At 35.9% G+C, this 24,375-nt stretch carries 20 protein-coding genes; 13 read left to right on the plus strand and 7 right to left on the minus strand.

The window, feature by feature from the left end:
• Positions 1 to 378: 378 nt before the first annotated feature.
• Entirely contained in the window at positions 379 to 1,050 is a 672-nt protein-coding gene (locus ACSVDA_RS13420; RefSeq protein WP_485883902.1) for an SDR family NAD(P)-dependent oxidoreductase, read from the minus strand.
• 598 nt (positions 1,051 to 1,648) lie between these two features.
• Here ACSVDA_RS13420 and ACSVDA_RS13425 point away from each other — a divergent pair.
• Positions 1,649 to 3,313 carry an L-lactate permease gene (locus ACSVDA_RS13425; protein ID WP_485883950.1) on the plus strand — a complete coding sequence of 555 codons (1,665 nt, stop codon included), beginning with the start codon at positions 1,649 to 1,651 and terminating at the stop codon, positions 3,311 to 3,313.
• Positions 3,314 to 3,580: 267 nt separating this feature from the next.
• On the plus strand, positions 3,581 to 3,913 hold the full coding sequence (locus ACSVDA_RS13430) for a YfhH family protein (RefSeq protein WP_485883904.1): 333 nt from the start codon (positions 3,581 to 3,583) through the stop codon (positions 3,911 to 3,913).
• A gap of 43 nt (positions 3,914 to 3,956) precedes the next feature.
• Here the strand turns inward: ACSVDA_RS13430 and ACSVDA_RS13435 are convergent, their stop codons facing one another.
• The 3 genes from ACSVDA_RS13435 to ACSVDA_RS13445 all read right to left on the minus strand — a co-directional run bounded on the left by ACSVDA_RS13435 (position 3,957) and on the right by ACSVDA_RS13445 (position 5,514).
• On the minus strand, positions 3,957 to 4,118 hold the full coding sequence (locus ACSVDA_RS13435; RefSeq protein WP_214480494.1) for a YpzG family protein: 162 nt from the start codon (positions 4,116 to 4,118) through the stop codon (positions 3,957 to 3,959).
• Positions 4,119 to 4,155: 37 nt separating this feature from the next.
• On the minus strand, positions 4,156 to 4,320 hold the full coding sequence (locus tag ACSVDA_RS13440; RefSeq protein ID WP_214480493.1) for a small, acid-soluble spore protein K: 165 nt from the start codon (positions 4,318 to 4,320) through the stop codon (positions 4,156 to 4,158).
• Positions 4,321 to 4,536: 216 nt separating this feature from the next.
• Positions 4,537 to 5,514: a metal-dependent hydrolase gene (locus ACSVDA_RS13445; protein ID WP_485883907.1), complete on the minus strand. Its 978-nt coding sequence runs from the start codon at positions 5,512 to 5,514 to the stop codon at positions 4,537 to 4,539.
• Positions 5,515 to 5,655: 141 nt separating this feature from the next.
• On the opposite strand from ACSVDA_RS13445, the gene ACSVDA_RS13450 reads away from it, so the two are divergent.
• Together ACSVDA_RS13450 and mutY are read left to right on the plus strand one after the other, a co-directional pair.
• Positions 5,656 to 5,949, plus strand: a complete 294-nt coding sequence (locus tag ACSVDA_RS13450; protein WP_485883908.1) for a hypothetical protein — start codon at positions 5,656 to 5,658, stop codon at positions 5,947 to 5,949.
• A gap of 41 nt (positions 5,950 to 5,990) precedes the next feature.
• The gene (mutY, locus tag ACSVDA_RS13455; protein WP_485883910.1) at positions 5,991 to 7,085 is read left to right on the plus strand and encodes an A/G-specific adenine glycosylase; all 1,095 of its coding nucleotides are present in this window, start codon (positions 5,991 to 5,993) and stop codon (positions 7,083 to 7,085) included.
• A 32-nt stretch (positions 7,086 to 7,117) separates the two neighbouring features.
• Here the strand turns inward: mutY and ACSVDA_RS13460 are convergent, their stop codons facing one another.
• Entirely contained in the window at positions 7,118 to 7,294 is a 177-nt protein-coding gene (locus tag ACSVDA_RS13460; protein WP_320210825.1) for a hypothetical protein, read from the minus strand.
• Positions 7,295 to 7,449: 155 nt separating this feature from the next.
• On the opposite strand from ACSVDA_RS13460, the gene fabL reads away from it, so the two are divergent.
• From fabL to nikC, 9 genes are all read left to right on the plus strand, one after another.
• Complete coding sequence (gene fabL, locus ACSVDA_RS13465; protein WP_485883912.1) at positions 7,450 to 8,199, plus strand: enoyl-[acyl-carrier-protein] reductase FabL; 750 nt, start codon at positions 7,450 to 7,452, stop codon at positions 8,197 to 8,199.
• 76 nt (positions 8,200 to 8,275) lie between these two features.
• The gene (locus ACSVDA_RS13470; RefSeq protein ID WP_485883914.1) at positions 8,276 to 8,482 is read left to right on the plus strand and encodes a gamma-type small acid-soluble spore protein; all 207 of its coding nucleotides are present in this window, start codon (positions 8,276 to 8,278) and stop codon (positions 8,480 to 8,482) included.
• Between the two features lie 424 nt (positions 8,483 to 8,906).
• Positions 8,907 to 9,437: a nucleoside tri-diphosphate phosphatase gene (gene ntdP, locus ACSVDA_RS13475; protein ID WP_485883916.1), complete on the plus strand. Its 531-nt coding sequence runs from the start codon at positions 8,907 to 8,909 to the stop codon at positions 9,435 to 9,437.
• Between the two features lie 266 nt (positions 9,438 to 9,703).
• Positions 9,704 to 11,464, plus strand: a complete 1,761-nt coding sequence (locus ACSVDA_RS13480; RefSeq protein ID WP_485883918.1) for an ABC transporter ATP-binding protein — start codon at positions 9,704 to 9,706, stop codon at positions 11,462 to 11,464.
• A 332-nt stretch (positions 11,465 to 11,796) separates the two neighbouring features.
• Complete coding sequence (locus ACSVDA_RS13485) at positions 11,797 to 12,813, plus strand: ABC transporter ATP-binding protein (RefSeq protein ID WP_485883920.1); 1,017 nt, start codon at positions 11,797 to 11,799, stop codon at positions 12,811 to 12,813.
• Positions 12,788 to 13,756 carry an ABC transporter ATP-binding protein gene (locus ACSVDA_RS13490; protein WP_485883921.1) on the plus strand — a complete coding sequence of 323 codons (969 nt, stop codon included), beginning with the start codon at positions 12,788 to 12,790 and terminating at the stop codon, positions 13,754 to 13,756. The genes ACSVDA_RS13485 and ACSVDA_RS13490 overlap by 26 nt, the downstream gene beginning before the upstream one ends.
• Before the next feature lie 52 nt (positions 13,757 to 13,808).
• Positions 13,809 to 15,467 (plus strand): ABC transporter substrate-binding protein, encoded by a 1,659-nt coding sequence (locus ACSVDA_RS13495; protein WP_485883952.1) that lies wholly within the window; start codon positions 13,809 to 13,811, stop codon positions 15,465 to 15,467.
• A gap of 220 nt (positions 15,468 to 15,687) precedes the next feature.
• On the plus strand, positions 15,688 to 16,698 hold the full coding sequence (locus ACSVDA_RS13500) for an ABC transporter permease (RefSeq protein WP_320210819.1): 1,011 nt from the start codon (positions 15,688 to 15,690) through the stop codon (positions 16,696 to 16,698).
• Between the two features lie 12 nt (positions 16,699 to 16,710).
• Entirely contained in the window at positions 16,711 to 17,610 is a 900-nt protein-coding gene (gene nikC, locus ACSVDA_RS13505) for a nickel transporter permease (RefSeq protein WP_485883923.1), read from the plus strand.
• A gap of 141 nt (positions 17,611 to 17,751) precedes the next feature.
• On the opposite strand, the gene ACSVDA_RS13510 is transcribed toward nikC, so the two are convergent.
• A complete protein-coding gene (locus tag ACSVDA_RS13510; RefSeq protein WP_320210817.1) occupies positions 17,752 to 18,837 on the minus strand; it encodes an FUSC family protein in 1,086 nt (361 codons plus the stop codon).
• Positions 18,838 to 19,412: 575 nt separating this feature from the next.
• Positions 19,413 to 23,885: a glutamate synthase-related protein gene (locus ACSVDA_RS13515; RefSeq protein WP_485883925.1), complete on the minus strand. Its 4,473-nt coding sequence runs from the start codon at positions 23,883 to 23,885 to the stop codon at positions 19,413 to 19,415.
• Positions 23,886 to 24,375: the final 490 nt, after the last annotated feature.

A 24,375-nucleotide genomic window follows, 5' to 3' on the forward strand; every position in this document is an offset into this window, starting at 1 on the left:
GCCTATCCGCTCGAGGTCACTTCACCATTTCATCTGAAGGCAAAATACGCCTTCTAATGAAATGCTTCCAGTGCTTGTCGGGGATGAACGAGGCGCTGCCGCTTTTATATTATCCAGCTCCAGCGCCAATCCCCTCGAGGTCACTTCATCATTTCAAGGCTAGAAAACGCATTCATAGTCTTGGACTCCAATGCTAATCGCATATTTGACCCGTAAATACGGTGATTTGACACGTATAACGAGTAATTGACCCGCAAATATAGTGAATTGACTATATTTGAAAATTTTACCCGAAATATGGATGATGAAATTCCACTGCTACCAAAAGCCGGGGCTGGTGTTAGGTAGAGTTGAATTGAGGTCGCTCAACTTTTCTTATCACTCTATGATAATTTCTGGACGGCCGTCGTCTAGTTCAATGATTTTTTGTGCAACTTCTGAAGGTGACCGAAGGCGATTTTTATCCTTTATATGGTCGGATTCTTCCCAAAATGGTGTATCCATACCACCCATATATACAGCTGTCAATGATACAGAAGTATGTTCTAATTCTTTAATTAAACTTTCTGTGAAACCTCTAATAGCGAACTTACTAGCTACATATGCAGATTCGTTCACCTTCCCTCGCAAACCAGCGGTGGATATAATGTTCATAACTTTGGCTTCAGGTAATGATAAAAGAGAAGGTAAGCATGCCTTTGTTAAATTGATAGTTCCAGTTACATTTGTTTCAATCATATCATTAATATTCGAATATGTTAGGTCTGGTAAGCTACCGAAGTAACCTATGCCGGCGTTGTTAATAAGCATTGACACATTATATTCTTTTAATAGGTTAGGAATTTGTAATTCAATTTCATTAGCCTTACGTATATCCATTTTGTATACAAAGGCACGTCCGCCAGCTTCATTAATCATAGATTGAACTTTGTAAAGCTTATCTAGTGATCGGCCAGCTAAGATAATATTCTTGCCACTTTTACTGTATTGGACGGCAAGTTCTTGCCCTAAGCCGGAACCTGCTCCAGTAATTAAGATTGTTTCTGTCATGTTGAATTCTCCTTATGCGTTTAAAAATGATTATGGTTCAAAATTTTATTGATATTTTACCACAACTATGCTTAAACTAATAAATATTGTGAAAATATCCTTTTAATGAAATTTACTTAGTGAATCGTTTAAGTAAAATGAGTGCTTTTTATCGCGAAAACGCTTTACATAAACTATAATCAAATACGTTCACAAATAAGCCATAAAAGATTGTGAAATCTAGCACATAGTTCGAGTATAATGATCTGTGTGTTTAGATTAGGTGATCAAACTTTGTAGTAGTTATTGCTTCGGGCACTTACTGCCATCTAAAATAAAAAGCACTATCCCATTTGCTTCATACTCTTATGATCAAACGTTACAATTTTTTACCTTTGCCTACAGAGAATGTAGGCTTGTTTAAGTATTGTTTGGAAGTATGTACTTTTCTTAATGGCTCTTTTCGTAAACTTAGTTACTTAATTTGAACCGTCAAGAAGTAGTCATATATGGATGACTTGATTTAAAGAACAGTGTTCATGTTTTTTCTCCTCGTAGTACTTAAAAACGACAATCGATGAGGAAACAGCTTTCTTAATAAATGAAAAAGGTGATCGATATGAATTTTTTAGAAATTATTACGGCTTCATCCCCTATATTAGCAGTTTTTATTTTCTTAGTCATTTTAAGGCTACCTGCAACAAAGGCTATGCCGATTAGTTTAGTTCTAACAGGCATTATGGCGTTGCTTTTTTGGAAGATGCCATTTGTTCAAGTTGCAGCTGCGACAATTGAAGGTTGGATTATAACCATTTCAATTTTGTGGATTGTATTCGGTGCAATTCTATTGCTTAATACGTTAACAAATAGTGGTGCAATGGATTCAATTCGGAATGGATTTTTAGGAATTACACAAGACAGACGTGTACAAGTCATTATTATAGCATGGTTATTTGGTTCGTTTATTGAAGGAGCTGCTGGCTTTGGAACGCCTGCTGCCATTGGTGCACCTCTACTAGTTGCATTAGGTTTTCCTCCTTTAGCCGCAGTTGTTTTAGCACTCATTGCAGATAGTAGTGCTGTATCGTTTGGTGCAGTTGGCACACCAGTGATTGTTGGAGTTAATCAAGGTCTTCAGCAAGGTTCCTCAGTCGCACCTCAAGTGGTCGAATCACTTGGTACTGATTCATTAGGAGTATATTTACAAAATGTTGCTAAACAAGCTGTTTCAATGGACATTCTTATTGGTACATTTATTCCTTTAATACTCGTTGTCATTTTAACGCGCTTTTTCGGTGAAAACCGTTCTTGGAAGGAAGGCTTACAAGTATGGAAATTTGCTTTGTTTGCAGGATTAAGCTTTACTGTGCCTGCCTTTATCGTGGCTACCTTCCTTGGGCCGGAGTTCCCATCAATTATCGGTGGACTTGTTGGTCTAGCTATCGTTATTCCTGCCGCTAAAAAAGGTTTCCTTTTACCAACAAATCATTGGGATTTTGGTGATAATGAACAGCAGCATGAAATTAATGAACATATAAAGACAGAAGGTGAAGGTAAACAATCACTTTCTATACTAATGGCATGGATTCCTTATTTGTTAGTAGCCTTGTTACTCGTTCTTACACGTATTGATGTGCTGCCATTTAAAGATATGCTCCGTTCAGTAAAGGTTGGTATGGGTAATATTCTTGGCACAAATATAAGTAATTCTTTCGAGCCGTTATATCTACCAGGAACTGTGTTTCTCGTAGTCGTATTAATAACAGTGTTTCTGCACCGTATGTCAGCAACAGCAGTTAAACAATCCTTTGTTACTTCTGCAAAAACGCTAGTAGGAAGTGCAATCGCATTAGGTACAGCTCTACCGATGGTTCGGATTTTTATAAACTCAGGGGAAAATAGTGCAGATTTATTAAGTATGCCAATGGAGTTAGCTCTAATGGTTTCAAATGCTGTTGGTAATGCTTGGCCTCTTGTTGCGCCAATTATTGGAGCACTAGGTTCATTTATATCTGGTAGTGCTACGTTTAGTAATATGATGTTCTCGTTATTCCAATTTAGTGTTGCTGATCAAATTGGTGTAAGTAATCAATTAGTATTATCACAACAAGTATTAGGGGCAAATGCAGGTAACATGGTTTGTGTACTGAATGTTGTTGCTGCTGCATCTGTTGTAGGGCTCTTAGGTAAAGAGGGTCAAATTATCCGTTTTACGATTATACCGATGTTATATTATGCAATAACAGCAGGTATAATAGGTTTAATTATTTCATTTATTGTTTAAATCATGCTTTGTATCTTGTAAATAATGCATTATACTATTAATAGGTTATTATCGCAGTGATTGTTGTATTCTGTACAAAGGAGTAACACGATTACAAGTAGTATGCGTGGCTTCAGTTTTCCTTTCATAAGATAACAATCGCCATAAATTTGATCAAAGTCATTAATAAATATGAATAGATGGGAAATCAGGTGGGGGACACAACTTCACCTGATTATCATTTCTCATAAATAAGTTCATTAATACGATAACGGAGTGTAGCTACACATGGGTGAGAAACGTTTTAGTGAAATGTCTGAGTTTGAACTAAAGAGTGAAATTGGACACCTTTTAGAAAAAGCGCGTAAAGCAGAACAACTTGGCATGGTTAATGAATTTGCCGTACTAGAGCGAAAAGCTGTTATAGCAAAGGCTTATTTATTAAATCCTGAAGATTTTTTGCCTGATGAAGTGTATGAATTAGAAGGCGATGTAGGGGTTCATTTTGTAGTGAAATATATAAATGGCATATTCGCTTGGGGGAATCGAACTGGTCAAGAAGATAGTGAGGAAGGTATTCCCATTTCAATGCTAGGGGAAAAAGTAAAGGATACAAAATAAGAGAGGGTATACCCCTCTCTTATTTTGTCTTTACATACAATTTTTAACTGCGTTTTCTCGTTTGATTTTCTAATATGATTAAGTTTTGTGCTTGCTGTGTTTCACCATTCACTTGAGCGTGAGCATGTTTAGGGTTAGCACCTGGCTGTTGATACGGATTAGAATAACGGTTATCAAAAAAACGTTTTTTAGTATGCTTAGCCACTATTACACCTCCAAGGTTAAGGAAAAGTAATACTTATTTAATAAGAGTTTTGCCTTTGACCTGAAGCCCTCATTCTTTCCTGAGGGTGAGTATTAATCGTTCCATTTGCTCGTTTAGATGCATATTCAGCTTTCGCACGTGGTTCTCCTTCGAACTTTTGGTTGTTTTGATTGGGAAACCCTGTCGTTTTATTTCTTACCAAATCTCTCCGCCTCCTAAGTGTAGATGTGTTCAGGAACACATTATTAGTATGAGGAGATACACGGGGCATATGTATGTGTAGAAATGAAAATTTGTGGATAAACAAATAATAGACGGTTTTCTTTTTTTTTACCAATTTTTACAACAGCTTGGGGAAGGGTCAGACGTGACAACTTTTTTGAAAAGTGTGAAGTCTGACCCTTTTAGAAGTTCTAGCTTAGTATGTCATCATGTTTAATTTTTTTCTAAGCTTTTGATCACTAAATACCCACCCTGTATATGAACTGATTATATTTAAGTCTAAATCAAGTTGAACAACTGCGACGAATGGGTAATGTCCTTTGCTACGATATCGTAAATCAATAAATTTTACTTCGTAATAATCATCAAATTCATTGATTACCCAACGATAAATAGGTGAGAATGATAAAAATGCTGACAAGTTTTCATCTTTTTTGGCAGCATCAATGATCGGTGAATTAGGAACAGGATGCTTTTCATATTTATCATGTAAAATAATATCATCATCCATAGCTCTTGCTACATAAAAGTTATTTTTTGTAGCTATAGCCAAATGCCATTGATTAAATTTAAATGTGGGAGATATTGTTATACTTTCGACATCTTTATGATGTTTTAAAATCGATTTAGTAATTTGTCGCTGTTTAATCAGTCGTATCACATAGTAGATAGCAATTATCATATACATTGTCAAAAAAGTATAACCTGGATAGGCTCCTAGCTTCCATACGAAAATACCAAGAATATGCATAATGAATATAAAAGGGTCGAAGGTATTTATTACTCCTAGAGCAACCCATTTTTTTGTAAAAGGTCGCAGAGCTTGTGTCCCATAAGCATTAAAAATGTCGACAAAAACATGGAGGATTACAGCTAGAAATGTCCAAATCCATATATGTAGCGCATTCCCACTAGGAAATATAAAATGTAAAACGAAAGTGATTAACAAAGGCCATAGTAATACCGCAGGAATAGAATGTGTAATGCCTCGGTGATTTCGAATGTATTTTGCATTGTTAAATTTCAATATTGTATCTAGATCGGGTGCAAGTGAGCCAACAATAGCTCCTATCATGATGCCTTGTGCAGTTATTGAATCAGCTCCTGCTATCGGATCAAGTGTTGCTAAACCACCGATAGCAATTCCCATAACTATATGTGTTCCAGTATCCAATCTTGATCCTCCTTAATGGAATATTATATGGCATTTGAACGTTTCTGGGGAACAGAAGAACATGTCAATACAAACATATTGGTTTTGCTCTATTCTTATTTAATGTAACCAAATAACAAGATTTCTAAAGGGGTTTTTTTAATGGAAGAAAGCTTAAAGATGTTTGTTGAGTATCCTATAAATGATCTCCATATTTATCAATATGAACAAGTTATGGAGGATGTGTTATTCTTTCTAACAGAATTTGAAGCAGCAAAGATTGAATGGTATAGAACTTCTAGCGGTTATATTGAATCATTTTATCTTCCTACAAGATCTCATTATTTTGCACTTCGAAAAGTTCGTAAGCAAAAAAATCATTCTATTTTTGGTCAATTTGAAAAGTTTGTCGATGGTGGGTTAAAAAATATACACAGTTGGGCTATTGTTAGCTAGGTATCAATTTCATCTTTAGTGTAACATCTAGGAGGTATATCGTGAAATATTATGACAATATTTTAGAAAACTTTAACATTGAACAATTTCAAGATGATCTACTTCATTGGTTTGATAAGGAACAGCGTCAGTTACCTTGGAGAGAAGATCAAAACCCTTATAAAGTATGGGTATCGGAAATCATGTTACAACAAACGAGAGTCGACACTGTAATCCCATATTTTCAACGCTTTATTGATAAGTTTCCTACGATTGAAGTGCTGGCAGAAGCAAATGAAGATGAAGTGTTAAAAGCTTGGGAAGGACTAGGCTATTATTCACGTGTACGTAACTTACATACTGCGGTAAAAGAAGTGAACGAGAAATATAATGGTGTCGTTCCGAATAACCCTGAAGAGATATCAAAGCTAAAGGGGATAGGCCCATATACGAAAGGTGCTATATTAAGTATCGCCTATGGTATACCAGAACCTGCAGTAGATGGAAATGTAATGCGGGTATTAGCAAGAATTTTGTCTATTTGGGAGGATATAGCTAAAACTAGTACGAGAAAATTATTTGAAGAAATAATTAGAGATTTGATCTCAAAGGAGAATCCATCACACTTCAATCAAGCTTTAATGGAACTTGGTGCATTGATTTGTGTACCCGGTAAGCCAGCTTGTTTATTATGTCCAGTTCGGGAGCATTGTCGAGCAGTGGCTGAAGGTGTACAGGGTGACCTTCCAGTTAAAAGCAAAAAGAAACCACCTAAACGTAAATCGATGGTAGCGGTTGTGTTAACAACGAATGATGGAAAAGTATTGATTCATAAACGACCGAAAACAGGTCTTTTGGCTAACTTATGGGAATTTCCAAATTGTGAGCTGTTTACAGACTTAGGGACTGCAAAAGAACAAATAAAAGCCTTTGTTGAGAGTGAGTATAAGTTGAATTGTAAAATAGGTAGTCAAATAGCAACTATTGAACATGTGTTCACACACCTTATATGGAATATTACTGTATATCAAGGAGAAATCATTGGAAATGTCGATAATAAACTAGATTGTGAAATTGTAACAAATGAAGAAATGGAGAAATACGCTTTTCCTGTTTCACATCAACGTATATATGAACAATTTCAATTGGTAAAATAAGCTTCTACTAATCGAGTTAAGGGTTAAGAATGTTATACTCCTCCTCTTGACTCGATCTCTTCAATAATCTCTCTATGGATTGTTTGACCTTCCACATTTAAATAAGGTGTTATTTGCTGTAGCGAATGATGAAAAAAAGACAACTCTTCGTTTTTCCATTTGTTTTTTGCCATCATTGACAACTCGGTTAGATCACGACCTGAATACATGTTTATTCACCCCTTTTTTTTGCGTTATTTCTCCCATTGTTATTTTTACTTTTCTCATGATTATATATACTGAATTTTAGAAGTTGTTCATCTGAATCAATGATGTGATAAAATATTCATCAGCATGTGAATAAAGGAAAAGGAGCTTGATTTAATTGACAGATAAAGTAGCACTCGTTACAGGAAGTAGTAGAGGGATTGGAAAGTCAATTGCACTTGAGCTAGCCCAAAAAGGATATCATATTGTAATTAATTACAACCGAAGCAAAAGTGCTGCTCTCGAAGTGGCAAAGGAGATAGAATCTCTAGGCAGAAAATCATTGCTTATAAAGGCTAATGTAGGGAGTATTGAAAAAATAAATGACATGTTCAGCGCTATTGAGGATACATTTGGCAGGCTTGATATCTTCGTAAATAATGCTGCTTCAGGTGTACAACGTCCTGTCATGGAGCTAAAAGAGTCTCATTGGGATTGGACAATGGATATCAACAGTAAAGCATTATTATTTTGTGCTCAACAAGCAGCCAACCTGATGGAGAAAAATGGCGGTGGGAAAATTGTTAGCATTAGCTCATTAGGATCCATAAGATATTTGGAGAATTATACAGCAGTTGGAGTATCGAAAGCTGCTTTAGAAGCTTTAACACGATACTTAGCTGTTGAATTATCTTCTAAAAACATTGTAGTCAATGCAGTTTCAGGGGGTGCTGTTGACACTGATGCGCTAAAGCATTTTCCTAACAGAAACGACATGTTGGAAGATGCCCGTAAACATACACCAGCTGGTCGAATGGTAGAAGTAGAAGATATTGTGAAAACAGTATTATTTTTAGTTTCGGATGATGCGCAGATGATACGTGGCCAAACGATTATAGTTGATGGAGGAAGATCATTGCTCGTTTAGAATATGAAAAATATCATTTTTTTTGGATAGTCCTTTCACCTTCTGGTTACATTATATGTCGTGGAGGTGATTAATAGTGGCAAAAAACCAAAATCAACAGCCTAACAAAACAGCTTCTGGAACGAATATTCAACAGGTAAAGCAGCAAAACGCGCAAGCTGGACAGTACGGAACAGAATTTGCGGGTGAAACTAATGCTCAAGAAGTGAGACAACAAAATCAACAAGCAGAAGCGCAAAAAAACCAAAAAAACCAAAATAACCAAAATAACCAACAATACTAAGAATCACCAACAGGCACTTCTTATTCACGTATAAGAAGTGCCTTTTTAAATATAGGCTTGTTGAATAGCATGTTTTTCTAAAAATTTCAGTAATATCAAAAAAGAATGTTTTGTGAAAAAAAACACGATATAAGGCGAAATAAATCATATTTCTATAAGCTCAATTATTTCTATGGGTTAATTTGCTATCTCAAACAAAAGGCAATGTGAAATTCAGCTTGACGAAACCCTGCTTCTATCCATAGAAATTTGGACTTATTATGAGAGGAATTGACAGTATCAGAGCTTTTATTAAGTTCAATTGTTTTAAATTCTCAATTGAACCGTTATAATAAGAGAAACAGGAAATAATTCTTTGGTAACATTTTGAAGCAAATATAGGTTCAATAGTTTCCAAAGCGTCCAATGAAAGTAGGGGAGAAAGATGGGTTTTCCCATGGAAGGAGACAAAATACAAATACATAGCTACAAACATGATGGACATATTCATCGAATTTGGGAAGAAACCACAGTTTTAAAAGGGACGAAAAACTTGGTTATAGGTGGAAATGATAGGACGATGGTTATTGAATCTGATGGTCGAACATGGATAACGAGAGAACCAGCAATTTGCTACTTCCACGCCAAACATTGGTTTAATGTGATAGGTATGCTAAGGGAAGATGGGGTATATTTCTATTGCAACATTAGCTCTCCTTTTGTATGGGATAAGGAAGCTATAAAATACATCGATTATGATCTGGATATAAAAGTATTCCCAGATATGACGTATGTACTCTTAGATGAGGATGAATATGAGCAACATCGCAATCAAATGAACTACCCTGAAGTAATTGATCGCATTTTGAAAATGAATGTTGAACAATTAGTTTATTGGATTCGACAAAGAAAAGGTCCTTTTTCGCCTGATTTTATAGACATGTGGTATGAGCGTTTTTTAACATTTCGGGGATAATTCTTACATATAGGTTCTCATTTGTATCATGCCTCTATACGTAAACTTTGTTGTTGTGATTACTAAATGAGAACAGCAAAAAATGATTTTTTCAGTTGGTATCCTTTTTAGATAAGAAATGTACGAATATTTGAATTATTTGTATTTATTCCTTGATACGATAGAACAGCTTTATTAAATGTACGCTAGTGAGGTCAAGTTGAGTAAATCTTTCACTTGATCATTTTTATTTAGCTTAGACAAGTTCACCATTTTGAGGTGTTTATTTGAATAATATTACGAGATATTTACGGTTTGTCAAACCGTATAAATGGCATGTAATAGGAACGGTTTTAATTGGCATTATTAAATTTTCTATACCTTTAATTATTCCGCTGTTATTAAAATACGTAATAGATGATGTTATAGGTAATCCAAATTTAACAACAGACACTAAAACTGAAAAATTAATGACGATTATGGGGATTATGTTCATTATTTTTGTACTTGTTCGTCCCCCGGTTGAATATTTTCGTCAATATTTCGCCCAATGGACAGCTAGTAAAGTATTATTTGATATACGTAGCAACCTCTATCAACATATGCAAAAACTAGGGCTTTCATATTATGCGAACACTCGAGCTGGCGAAGTAATTTCACGAGTGATTAATGATGTGGAGCAAACAAAATCCTTTGTTATTACCGGCTTAATGAATTTATGGCTAGATATGGGAACCATTGTCATAGCCATCATTATAATGTTTACAATGGATGTGAAGCTAACGCTTGTTTCTATCATTTTACTGCCACTATTTGCGATATCTGTCAAATTCTTTTTTGGACGTCTTCGTTCATTAACACGACAACGTTCACAGGCATTGGCTCAAGTACAAGGACATTTACATGAACGTGTTCAAGGAATGCCAGTCATCAAAAGTTTTGCTATTGAGGATTATGAACAAAAGCAATTTGATCATCATAATAATCATTTTTTAACAAAGGCATTGCAACATACAAGTTGGAATGCAAAGGCATTTTCGATAGTGAATACAATTACAGATATATCACCACTTATTGTAATTAGCTATGCAGGTTATGAAGTCATTCAAGGAAGTCTTTCAGTCGGTACGATGATTGCCTTTGTAGGGTATATAGATCGTTTGTATAATCCGTTAAGGAGATTAGTTAACTCATCAACGACTCTTACTCAAGCATTTGCCTCAATGGACCGTGTATTTGAGTTTATGGATGAGAAATACGATATTACTGACCGTCAGGATGCAATTGAATGTAAAGATGTGAAAGGGGAAGTAGCTTTTTCTTCTGTCTCTTTTAAGTATAGCGAAAGTGAAGCTCCTGTTATTAATCAATTATCTTTACATGTCAATAGAGGTGAGACGGTTGCCTTTGTAGGAATGAGTGGTGGTGGAAAATCGACTCTTGTAAGTCTACTTCCACGCTTTTATGATATAACATCAGGTTCAATTAAATTAGATGGTGTCGATATTCGTGATTACAAGGTTCGTTCATTAAGAAATCATATTGGGATGGTATTGCAGGATAGTATTTTATTTAGTGAATCTGTGAAAATGAATATATTACTAGGGAAGCCAGATGCTACTGATGAAGAGGTGATTGCAGCAGCAAAAGCAGCAAATGCCCACGAGTTTATTTTAAATCTATCTGAAGGTTATGATACAAAAGTAGGTGAACGTGGAGTTAAGCTGTCAGGGGGACAAAAGCAAAGAGTTGCAATCGCACGTGTCTTCCTAAAAAATCCGCCACTACTAGTTTTAGACGAGGCAACTTCTGCATTAGATTTGGAGAGTGAGCACCTTATACAAGAGGCGTTAGAACAACTTGCGAAGGAAAGAACGACGTTTATCGTTGCTCACCGTTTGTCGACTATTACTCATGCAGATAAAATAGTTGTTATTGAACATGGTCAAATTGTTGAGGTAGGTACTCATCATGAACTGATGAACAAAAAAGGTAGCTATTATCAATTGTTTACAGTACAACAGCTTAATCAAGAAGAAATGGCATAGGACACTCGTTGTTCTATGTTTTTTTGTCTACTTCAGTGCCTGTTTATAATAGGTTAATCATTCACATTTAGGAAAAAAGTACTAAAGGTATTGATGATTGTAGAAGGTGAAAGGGTTGTAAGGGATACGCTTCGATAATTTAGAATGTGAAAGTGACAAAAAAGTATTATTATGCTTCTTAACTTTATCTCGTTAAAGGAGAAGATGAAAGTGAAAAATTCGGAAAATTTAGTATTGTAATAATATAAAATGAATGGCATAATGATACATATATTTATTTTAACTAGTATAATAATTTTGAATTAATAATATGTTTTGAGAGGGGTATTTTTTTGCGAAAACGTCCAATTCTCGAAGTGAAAGGATTAAGAACGTCCTTTTTTACTGATAGTGGAGAAGTTCCTGCAGTTGACGACATAGATTTTTACCTTCAAGAGGGAGAAATGTTAGGAATAGTTGGTGAATCCGGCTGTGGAAAAAGTGTTACCTCTCTATCGATAATGGGGTTGATTCCAAAACCTCCAGGAAAAATAGTTGCAGGTGAGATACTATATAACGATGAAGACTTAACAAAGTCTTCAGAAAAAAGAATGCGTGATATTAGAGGGAATGATATAGCGATGATTTTTCAAGAGCCAATGACCTCGCTTAATCCGCTATTCACGATAGGGCAGCAATTAATTGAAGCATTACGAATACATACTGACTTAAATAAAAAAAACGCACGGCAGCGTGCTGTTGAAATATTAAATTTAGTAGGCCTCCCACGGGCTGAAGAATTAATCAATGAATATCCTTATCAGTTATCTGGGGGTATGAGGCAACGGGTTATGATAGCAATGGCCATGCTATGTGATCCGAAAATTCTTATAGCTGATGAGCCTACAACTGCACTTGATGTTACGATTCAAGCACAAATTTTAAGACTGATGAAAGATTTAAATAAAAAAATGAATACTGCGGTTATGTTAATCACCCACGACTTGGGCGTGGTAGCGGAAGTTTGTCAGCGAGTTGTTGTCATGTATGCAGGTAAGATTGTAGAAGAAGGCGACGTTAGAACAATTTTCAAAAATCCTAAACATCCATATACAGTTGGATTAATCAAATCTGTTCCTGATATTCGTCATAAAGCAGAACGTCTTTATTCAATACCTGGCAATGTTCCTAAACCAGGCTCTATCAACCAAGGGTGTCGCTTTGCTGAACGATGCTCTCATGCAATGGAACGTTGCTTCACAGAAACACCTCCACTCTATCAATCAGATGAAATAGGGCACCGTGTTCGTTGCTTCTTACATGATGAAAAGGAGGTAGACAGTTATGACAGAACAGTTACTACAAGTTAAAGAATTAACGAAACACTTTCCGATTAATGGAGGAGTGTTAAATAAAAAGATTGGTGAAGTGAAGGCTGTTGACGGTGTATCTTTTTACGTTAAGAAGGGCGAAACCTTAGGCTTAGTCGGTGAAAGTGGTTGTGGGAAATCGACAACAGGTAGAACGATACTTAGACTATTAGAACCGACTGAAGGCCAAGTGTTTTTTGAGAATAAGGACATCACTCGTCTTTCAAAAAATGACTTAAGAAAAATAAGGCGTGATATGCAAATGGTATTTCAAGATCCGTTTGCATCGCTAAATCCACGTCATACTGTGGAAAAAATACTAGAAGAGCCGCTGATTGTTCACGGTATCGGAACGAAAGAGGAACGAAAAAAAAGAGTACTAGAAATGCTTGAAGTCGTTGGCCTAAGCAGCTACCATGCGAAGCGCTATCCACATCAATTTAGTGGAGGTCAACGTCAAAGAATTGGTATTGCGAGAGCACTAATGACAAAACCAAAGCTTATCATTGCTGATGAGCCAGTATCTGCACTTGATGTATCTATTCAATCGCAAGTACTTAATCTTCTTGAAGATTTACAAAAGGAGTTTGACTTAACATATTTATTTATTGCTCACGATTTAGGTGTTGTTAGGCATATTAGCGATCGTGTTGGTGTAATGTATTTAGGTAGATTAGTAGAGTTAGCAGATAGTGAAGAACTTTACAATAATACGCTACACCCGTACACGAAAGCTTTACTATCTGCTGTGCCAATACCTGACCCTGATTTTCAAATGGAAACAGAGGTTTTGTCAGGCGATATACCGAGTCCATCAAATCCTCCTCAAGGGTGTGCTTTTCACACGAGGTGTAGTGAATGCATGGATATTTGTAAGTCAAAAAGACCTGAATTAAAGGAAGTTGAAAAGGGTCATTATGTTGCTTGCCATTTATTTGAATAGTAAGCAATATTGATGATAAATAACAATTATTACAAGGGGGAAAAGTGTGCAAATGAAGAGAAAAAATCTATTTATGACATTCATATTTATACTTATGCTGTCACTTGTCGTTGCTGCCTGTGGTAAAACAGAAGATACGAGCTCAAGTGAAGGCGTAGAAGAAACAGAACAAGAGCAAGAGCAAACAGAAGAAGAAGCTACTGAGCCTGAAGAGGAAGCAAAGCCAAAAGAGCTTGTCTTCGGACGTGGTGGTGACTCAGTAGACTTAGATCCTGCAATCGTTACAGATGGCGAGTCTATGAAGGTTGCTAAAAATATTTATGATACGTTAGTAGAATATGGTGATCAAGATACAACTATAAACCCTTCATTAGCTGAAGATTGGGATATATCTGATGATGGTTTAGTTTATACGTTTAAGTTACAACAAGGCGTTAAATTCCATGATGGAACTGATTTTAATGCTGATGCTGTTGTATATAACTTTGAGCGCTGGGCAAATGGAAGCAAAGGTGAATTCTACTACTACGGCTCAATGTTTGGTGGCTTCAAAGGTGAAGAAGGTCATGTTATTAGTGAAGTAGTAGCTGAAGATGAATATACAGTGAAATTTACATTAGCTGTACCACAGTCACCTTTCTTGAAAAACTTAGCAATGACACCTTTTAGTATTGCTAGCCCTTCAGCAATTGAAGAGTTTGGTGATAACTTTACAGAAAACCCTGTAGGTACAGGTCCATTTGTCTTTAAAGAATGGAAGCGTGATGAGCGTATCGTTCTTGAAAAAAATACAGATTATTGGTTAGCGAACTACCCATTATTAGATAAAGTAACATTCATGGCAATACCAGATAATGCTGCACGATTTAATGCGTTACAAAGCGGTGAAATTGATTTAATGGACGGAATAAATCCTTCAGATGTGGACTTAGCTGCAAGCAATGGAGATTTACAAGTGTTTGAACGTCCTTCTATGAACGTTGGTTACTTAGGGTTAACGAGTACAAGAGGACCATTACAAGAGAAACTGGTTCGACAAGCATTAAATCATGCTGTTGATAAAGAAGCATTAATTACAGCCTTTTATGCTGGCCAAGCAGAGCCAGCGAAAAACCCAATGCCACCTAGTATTTCAGGATATAATGATGACATTGTAGATTATCCTTACGATTTAGACAAAGCGAAAGAATTACTTGCAGAAGCAGGATATCCAGATGGCTTTGAAATGGAATTATGGGCAATGCCTGTACCAAGACCTTATATGCCAGAAGGACAAAAGGTAGCAGAAGTTTTACAAGCTGAATTTGCAAAAATCGGAGTAACAGCTAACATCGTAACATTTGACTGGGGAACATATTTAGATAAGGCTCGTGATGGTGAAGCTGATACATTCTTATTAGGCTGGACTGGTGATAATGGAGATGCTGATAACTTCTTAAATGTATTATTAGGTGGAGATAGCATCGGAGGTAATAACTATTCATACTATAATAATGCTGAAGTAAATGAGCTGTTAAAAGAGGCACAAACGACAGCTGATGAAGATACTCGTAATGACTTATATAAACAAGCTCAAGAAATTATTAAAGATGATGCACCTTGGATTCCACTCGTTCACTCTAAACCAATGTTAGCTGGTAAAGCAAATATCACTGGGTTTTTACCACATCCAACTGGATCTGATAAACTAACGAAGGTTGACTTTAAATAACGAATTTTTGGAAGGAGAGTGTAAAAGCTCTCCTTTCTTATCTATTAGCGTTTTTCTTATTCAGTAATAACCATGTACAAAACTAGCATTTGCGGCAATTTGTCATTTGTCAAATGAGGACAACTTTATTTAAACACTTAGTTGAATACATTGGCATGAAAGTTTATGAAAAGAGCTTGTTAAGTTGTATTGATTAGTTTGTAAGAAAGAGGTGAACATATTGCTATCATATACTATTCGCCGTATCTTGATGCTCATACCAGTTCTGTTAGGTATGTCGCTTATCGTCTTTGTAATGCTACGTGCAATTCCAGGTGATCCTGCACAAATTATGTTAGGTCAGCTTGCCTCAAAAGAAGCCATTGAAGCATTGTCAATAAAGCTTGGTTTAGACCAACCTTGGTATATTCAATATTTTTCTTATTTGGGTAATTTGTTAACTGGTGACTTGGGAGAATCAATTACGACGAGTCAGCCGATTAATGAAGAAATCTGGCCTTATCTTGCAGCAACAATTGAACTTTCATTTGCTGCGATGCTTATTGCTATTATTCTTGGTGTTAATGCTGGAATTATTAGTGCTTGGTTTCAAAATTCTTGGTTTGACTATATTGCGATGTTATTAGCCTTAATTGGCGTTTCGATGCCAATATTTTGGCTTGGATTAATGGAGCAATGGGTGTTTGCAGTGCAATTAGAATGGTTACCGACAACCGGGAGAGAATCAGTTCGTGACCCAGTTGAACCTATAACGCACTTATTTATAGTTGATACGTTACTACAAGGTAGAACTGACCAATTTGTAGATGTTATTAAACATCTTGTTATGCCAAGCTTGGCACTAGCAACGATTCCGATGGCAATTATTGCTCGGATCACACGATCAAGTATGCTGGAGGTTATGCGCTCAGATTATGTTCGTACAGCGCGAGCAAAGGGAGTACGAATGTTTTGGGTCGTTTATAAACATTCCTTGAAAAATGCTGTTATCCCAGTTTTAACAATTATTGGTTTACAAACTGGACTATTATTAGGTGGAGCCATTTTAACAGAGACGATTTTTAGCTGGCCAGGTATCGGAAGATATATAGTTGATGCAATTTTTGCTCGTGACTATCCTGTTGTTCAATCTGGAATGTTAATTGTTGCTACTATCTTTGTGCTGATTAATTTAATTATTGATCTCTTATATTCAGCTATAGATCCACGCATTAAGTATGACACAAAGTAACAGGAGGGGAAAATGGCGGAACTTGCGAGGGAGAAAACCCCTTTAAAACAAACAGATACGAAAGAAGATGTATCATCTCCATGGAGAGATGCATGGAAAAACTTTAAGAAAAATAAACTTGCGGTAATTGGTATGTTTATCATTTTATTCTTTGTTATTGTGGCATTAGTAGCACCTTACATCGCACCGTATGATTATGCTGAACAAAATATTGTTAACCGTTTACAGCCACCATCTAGTGACCATTGGTTAGGTACCGATGACTTTGGTAGAGATATATTTTCACGCATTATTTTTGGAGCTAGAATCTCTTTAACAGTAGGGTTTTTTGCTGTATTAGGCTCTGTTGTAGTTGGAACATTACTAGGTGTTATCGCTGGATACTACGGTCGTTGGATTGATGTTGTTATATCAAGATTATTTGACATTATGCTTGCTTTTCCAAGCATGCTACTAGCGATTGGAATCGTTGCTGTATTAGGTCCATCACTTAGGAATGCATTAATTGCAATAGCTGTCATCAATGTACCTATATTTGGCCGATTAATTCGATCTAAAGTCCTTAGTGTAAAACAGGAAGAGTATATAGTAGCTTCAAAGGCTATTGGCATGAGTGACTCAAGAATACTATTACATCATATTTTGCCAAATAGTATGGCCCCAATTATCGTTCAAGGAACACTTGCTGTTGCCACAGCAATTATTGAAGCAGCAGCACTAGGGTTTTTAGGGCTAGGTGCACAACCTCCTGAACCAGAATGGGGGAAAATGCTTGCAGATTCAAAAAATTATTTAATACAAGCCCCATGGACGATGATATTCCCAGGCCTTGCCATTATGCTTACTGTATTAGGGTTCAATTTAATGGGCGATGGTCTTCGAGATGCATTGGATCCAAAAATGAAAACGTAAAAACAGCTAACCGCACTTGTTAGCTGTTTTTTATTATTACTAAAGGCACAGTCATAATGATAGTACCAAAGAAGGTTATAAGGCAATCTTCGGGTCAACTAGTATATGCTTTCGATACACCCTAGTTGTTTTGCACAGTTCTTACATATCCTCTTTATTAGCAATTTGAAATTCATTCTCGTCCTTATGATATTGTTGGAAACTATCAATGAGATGATCGAGGTGCAGTAGTTGTTCATAATAATCAATAATTACTCCAATTAAAGGTAACACTTGATAATGATTTAAATGATCATTAATATTTTGTGCATTGAAATCTTTAATAAATGATTGTAACAGAAAATATCTTCCGTTGTGTGCTTCCTTTTTTGCATCCTCAGTTGGTTGACTCTTTATTTTTCCGATGAATTTTAATAGAATCTGTTCATGAAAGCCTAATAAGCAATCGAGTTCAGATATAATCATAGATTGAAATTCTTTTGGCATATGGCGTAATTCATTTTCTAGTCGGTGTAATAGCTTTAATGTGTCAAGAGACCGATTTGTTACGATAATCATTTGCCTAAATAGTACAAGTTTCCTTGTTTTTACATATTTATGTTTTCTCAAGTAGATTCTTTCTTCTTTATATAATAAATACATTTGATCAAGTTTTATCATATTATCTTTTAGTTTATTTATATCGTTCTTTAAGAACCCATGTTCAGAAGCATTTCTTGTACTCATTCGGATCCATTTTATAATTTCTTCAGTATTTTCAACTATATTATAGTAGAGCTTTGTTTCATATTTAGGTGGTAAAAAAATTAAATTTACGAAAAAAGCTGATAGTATCCCAAGCATAATTGTCGAAAATCGTATGAATGAAAATTGAATAAAGTTGTCGGTTGGACTTGCCATAATAGCGATAACTGTTACCAATGATATAGAAATTGTTTTTTCTAGGTTAAGCTTTAAATTAATAGCAATTACGATAATGGCAGTTAATCCAATAATAAAAGGATCGTTACCAAAAATCAGTACGAAGATCACAGCAAAAATTGCCCCTATAATATTTGCTTGAGCTTGTTCAATGATAGATAAATATGACCGATATATTGAAGGCTGTATTGCAAAAACAGCTGAAATTCCAGCAAACACAGGGGAAGGTAGGTTCAACATATGAGCCAAAAATAATGCAAGAGCTATTGCAATTCCCGTTTTTAACATTCGGGCACCGAGTTTCATTTTTTAAAATGTCCTTTCATTTAGGCTAAGTAAAAAAATAACGTACAACTGATTTCTAATAATCTATACTTGTTTTTACTATGCCTAGCAAAATGTAATTAATAATGTACTATACAATGATTATGATTTATTGGCAAGAGATAGAATGTGTCAATCGATTTTAATTATTTGTAAAGGTGAACATTAATATAATTAGAATAGGTAGTTAAAAATTGTATGAGATCAGGGGCTTAAATATGAGAAAAGGTTTTTAGTTTAGCTTTAATACATAAAAAGAAATAAATGTTTAAATGTTATAAGGTTTATAAAAGGCTCTTTTGGTAAACTTTGTTGCTATTTCTATTAAAAAATGGAAAATATGACGAGTTTTATGAATGCTCAATAAATCTAAAAATAGAAAAGATGCCACTAACGTTAATTGACTACGTGCTTATATCTTTGAACGAACAGCAACAATCAATGCTAAAACAGCTTTATAAAAAGAAGTAAGCCCCTTACCTCAAGAAGGCGGGGCTTAAATTTGTTTTTGAAGACTCTGTGTTTTTACTTATTGAATTCGGAACTAAATAATTTTATTATTCAGTTGATACAGAAGGGTCAGCTTGTTCTTTTGATGGAATCAATTGTAAAAAGTTGTTTTCAAGATCTTCAAGTAATCCATTTAATTCCTTTATTTCATCCGACTGATCAGTTTCACTAAGTGCTTCAATATATTTGTTAAGTAGCTCTTTGACATCGTCAATGCCTTTACTACTTAATGGTTCTATAGAAACTTTTGCACCTTTTGCAATTCTTTTCATTATAGCTTCTTTCGTAAGACCCATTTCAGGCTGATGTCTTAAATAAACTACTCCACCGGTCATACCTGCACAAATCCAAGGACCTGGATCACCTAAGACGAGCCCGCGACCGTTAGTCATATATTCAAAAGCAAAGCCTTTAATATTTGCATGAACACCTATGTTGCCATGTTCTTTATCTGGAAGAGGCGTTGTTACTTTTCCGCCAATGATCATATCTGCACCAGATAAACGAATTCCTGCACGAGCATCCGCATTACCTTGGGCAATGAGTAAGCCTTTTTGCGCTCCATAACCGAAGCCTTTTCCAACAGCACCATTATAGTATTGTCCATCTTTTCCTTTAGATTTAAGGATTGAGATATTGCCACCAAAGGAAGTTTTTCCAATGCCGTCCTGTGCGCCACCATCAACTTGGATATTAATACCACTACTGTTGTAAGCACCTAAACCATTCCCAGGGATGGATCCGTTTTTATATTTTAATGTTACATCTGGAAGTTGTTCATATGAGCCATCGAGACGTCCACGTACACGGTGACATGACACGCGACTTCCAAGAATGCGTTGTTCTGCCGTTACAGTCGTAAATTCACGAGAACGATGTAAGTCTTCTACTTTGTCATCTAAATACTCTGCACCTACAGCTGTAGCTAATTGCTTTTCTGCTTTTTCAACCGGTGTATCTCGATAAGAAAATTGCTCAACATCAAGTGTTGATAATAAGCGTGATAAGTCCATCGCATCAATCCCGTGAACCTGTTCAAGTAAATCAGATCTACCTACAATATCTTGCAAATTAGTCATGCCTAATGAAGCGGTTAGAGCTTTCAGTTCTTTGCCAAAAGCGGTAAATAAATTTTCAAGTCCTTGTACTGCAGCATCAAATTGTCTAGGAACGAACCTACGGAGTCCGTGCTCTTTCGCCTGAGCTTCTGATTCGATTTGCGTTGCAATTCCAACGTGACAAGAATCTAGATGACATCCTCTACATGTTGTACATCCAATCGCAATCATAGATAGGGTTCCAAAACCAATTCTGTTTGCGCCGAGTAGCATTATTTTCAAACAGTCTTTTGCGCTTTTTATACCACCGTCAGCCCAAAGTTCAACCTTGTTCCGTAAACCAGCTTCTAACAAGGCGTTATGTGCGGCCTTTACACCAATTTCTACAGGAAGACCTACGTGTTGTAAAGCATGTATTCTTGCAGCACCTGTACCTCCATCAAAACCGCTAAGTGTTATAATATCTGCCCCAGCTTTTGCTATGCCAACTGCAATCGTTCCGATATTAGGGACGACAGGTACTTTCACTATAACTTTTGCTTGGTCATTAGCTGTTTTCAGTTCTGATATCATTTGAGCTAAATCTTCAATTGAATATATATCATGGTTATTAGACGGCGATATTAAATCAGAACCAATCGTTGCGTTTCGTGATTCTGCAATTTTGGCAGTTACTTTCGATCCAGGAAGATGTCCACCTTCACCAGGCTTAGCGCCTTGACCTATTTTAATTTCTAATAAATTTGATGAGTTTAACAGCTCAGCGTTTACTCCAAATCGTCCAGATGCTACTTGCTGTCCACGAGTATGAGGGTATTTTCCTAGCATATCTTTAATTTCTCCACCCTCACCATTAAGGCTAACCATATTTAAACGATTGGCTGCTTCGGCATATGCTCTAAATGCAATTTCATTTTGTGATCCGAATGACATTGATGCAATGACAAATGGTAGATCATGATTTGCTACACTAATGTCAACTTTTTCAGCAGGCACTGGTTTTTCCGTCTGCTTCAATTCTGTTAAATGACGTATTGTCGTTGGGTTAGCTCCTTCTTGCTCCGAAAGTTTTTCTCGATATAAATCATATGAACCTGTCTTTGCAACATCACTAATGGCTTTCCATAAACGTGGGAACAAATGAAAAGTTTTTCCTGGACGCGCACTTTCGTTTTCAAAATCTTGTGCTCTTGTAATCGCATCATTTTTAAGAGATGCAAAATTATGTTTCAATTCGTTTGATCCGAAAAAGTTTACAACGTTTAATGTACTTGCCACTTCTTCATGCAATCCAATCGCCGAGAAGAGCCTGCCATATCCACGGAGCTCGTGTATGCCGATCGTAGATATTACCTTTTCTAAACCTTTATTTAATGAATTAAATAGGTTTTGGGTTTTCATAGTTGTGTCATCAGCAACAGTAGCGAATAATAAATACGGACTAATAACATTAGCTCCAAGTCCATAAGCAACAATAATATCATGTAATGATCGGATAGCCCCTGAGCGTAATAGGATAGAACATTGTCGTCGTAATTGTTTTTTAACTAAAGCTTGATCAATTGCAGAAGTAATGAGCAAAGGATCAATCCATAACTTCCCGTCACTATGTGCCTGTGCATCATCGATAATTATGATAGATTTTCCATTAATTACAGCTTCACATGCTTCTTCTACAAGACGATTTAACGCGGTTGGAATCGTTTCATGTTCCTCGTAAACTGCTGGTAGAAAGTGGGTAAGCTTATGATTGCTGAATGTTTGCACTAACTGATCGTAAGAAGGTTGACTTAAGTCATTAGCACATGCATTTCCAATACCACCTTCTAAAAGAATTGGAGATATAAGTTCAACTGCATAGCTATCCTCGCTGTTATCAAAGAGAGATGGCCTTTTTCCGACAATGGTTCTAGTTGAAAAATGTTCAGTTTCTCTATCGCGATCTATTGCTGGGTTTGTTACAACAGCGACACTTTCCTTAATAAAATCCGCAATATTTTTTCTAGAATTATTAATTGCTGCAAGAGGTGCATCGTGGCCTAGAGAACGAATCGGCTCCGCACCTTTTTCCGCCATTTGTTCAAGCAGTTGAATATGCTCTCTATCCCAACCAAATGCAGCATATTGACGGTTATGAACTTTAGTTTCGTTAGAAATCATTACTTGTTTTTCGTACGATGGATAAGTTAAACGTTCTCTATAATTTATAATATCGCATCTACTATTAAATCTATTGTATACCTCTTCTTGGTACTTATCATATTCATATAGTTTTATATAATTGTCTTCTCCCCATTTTAAGCCGACTTTTTCACCAGGAGAAAGTGGTTTCGGTTCAGCAACAAATTCACTTGCAGGAATGATGCCTTGTTCAGAAGCGAAAAGATAACTAGTTTCAGTTTCTACTTGCCATAATGGGCGTAATCCTAGTGAATCGACACTAAATACAGCTTCGTCATTATATCTAGAAATAATTCCCGCAGGCCCCTGAGCAAAATGGCCCCAAGCTTCTCGAATGTAAGTATACAAATCTTGAAGATGGTTAGGGAATGTTTTTATTTCATTAATAATTGGTGGAAATAGCACATCAACTGCCTCAAACAAACTATAGCCATCTCTAGCTATGAATGTTTCTATTGTACGATTTAAATCTTGTGAATCACTCCCACCATCCGTTAAAGGAACTCCAATCATTGTTGCTTCATCACGAAGTTTAGCAATTGTATTAATTTCTCCGTTATGTCCTAATACACTAAAAGGCTGTACTCTAAAAAAGTTGGACAGTGTATTCGTTGAATAACGGTTATGACCTAATGTCATAGTAGACGCAACTAATGGATTTGCTAAATCATCGTAGTATTTTGGTAAAATATCTCCAGCACCCATGACTTTATAAACAGCATGGTAATTACTTAATGATGCAACATGAACATTTTCATCTTGCTCAATGTTAACTGTTAAGTCAAAAAGAGTATTAGCTAAGTTATTATTTGCGTCTTCTGGTAATAAGGCTATTTGCCAAAAGATCGGATCTTGTTGTGAGGCGATAGGGCCTAAGGCATTAGATGAAGTAACTTGATCTGATTCAAATACAATTGTCAATTCATGTTCTTGGAAGAGACGTTTAATGCTATCTTTTATTTTTTGCGTGTTATCAGATTTAGTAATGAAAAGATGACCTACGATGAAATCATGTCGACTAGCGAGTTGTGGATCTTGATTTGATTTTGTTAACTTTTCTTCCCAAAGAGCTTTTGGAATATCTATATGAATCCCAACACCATCACCTTCACCGTTAATAAATCCAGCACGGTGGTTCATAGTAACGAGAGCATTGATACATGTGTCGATATTTGCCTTTGTGGGAATTTTTTCCTTTTCAATAGCTGATACAATTCCACAAGCATCATGCTCAGCGTGTTGATAATCTTCGAATAAGCTTGGGCTCCAGTTGTTTTTCATACAAGCGGCTTTGAAGTAGGACATGGTATATTAAAGTTAATTTTGATCACAGTTGTACCCACTTTCTAGCCGTTCACCTCCTATTTAGAATGATCTATAAAACATATTGGATAAGGTTACGAGGAATCAAATTTGGGTGAATCGTCTTAAGCAATGAGTTAGTGTTGGGTAATGAGGACAGACACTACTTACTACACCTGTTAAGAAGCTCTCACCTGTGGAAGTGAGGTCTTTACCTCTAGAACGAACGATTCAATTAAAAGTATATAAGAATACTAATAATTGAACGGAAAATTACAGAATTTAAAACCTATTCTAACATGCTCTGTAGAAAAAATCAATTATTTATTCATAATTGTTTATATAATATACATAATACTGAATAGTCAATCAATTTTATGCAGAACAACAATGTTGATGTGTAAGCGTTTTCATAAGTGTGTTTCAAACAAACACTATCAATTGTGATAAAATAGTGTTTGTTCGGAAT

This window comes from Cytobacillus sp. Hm23 (assembly GCF_051842895.1).
In the GTDB taxonomy this organism is placed as follows: Bacteria; Bacillota; Bacilli; order Bacillales; family SM2101; genus Nanhaiella.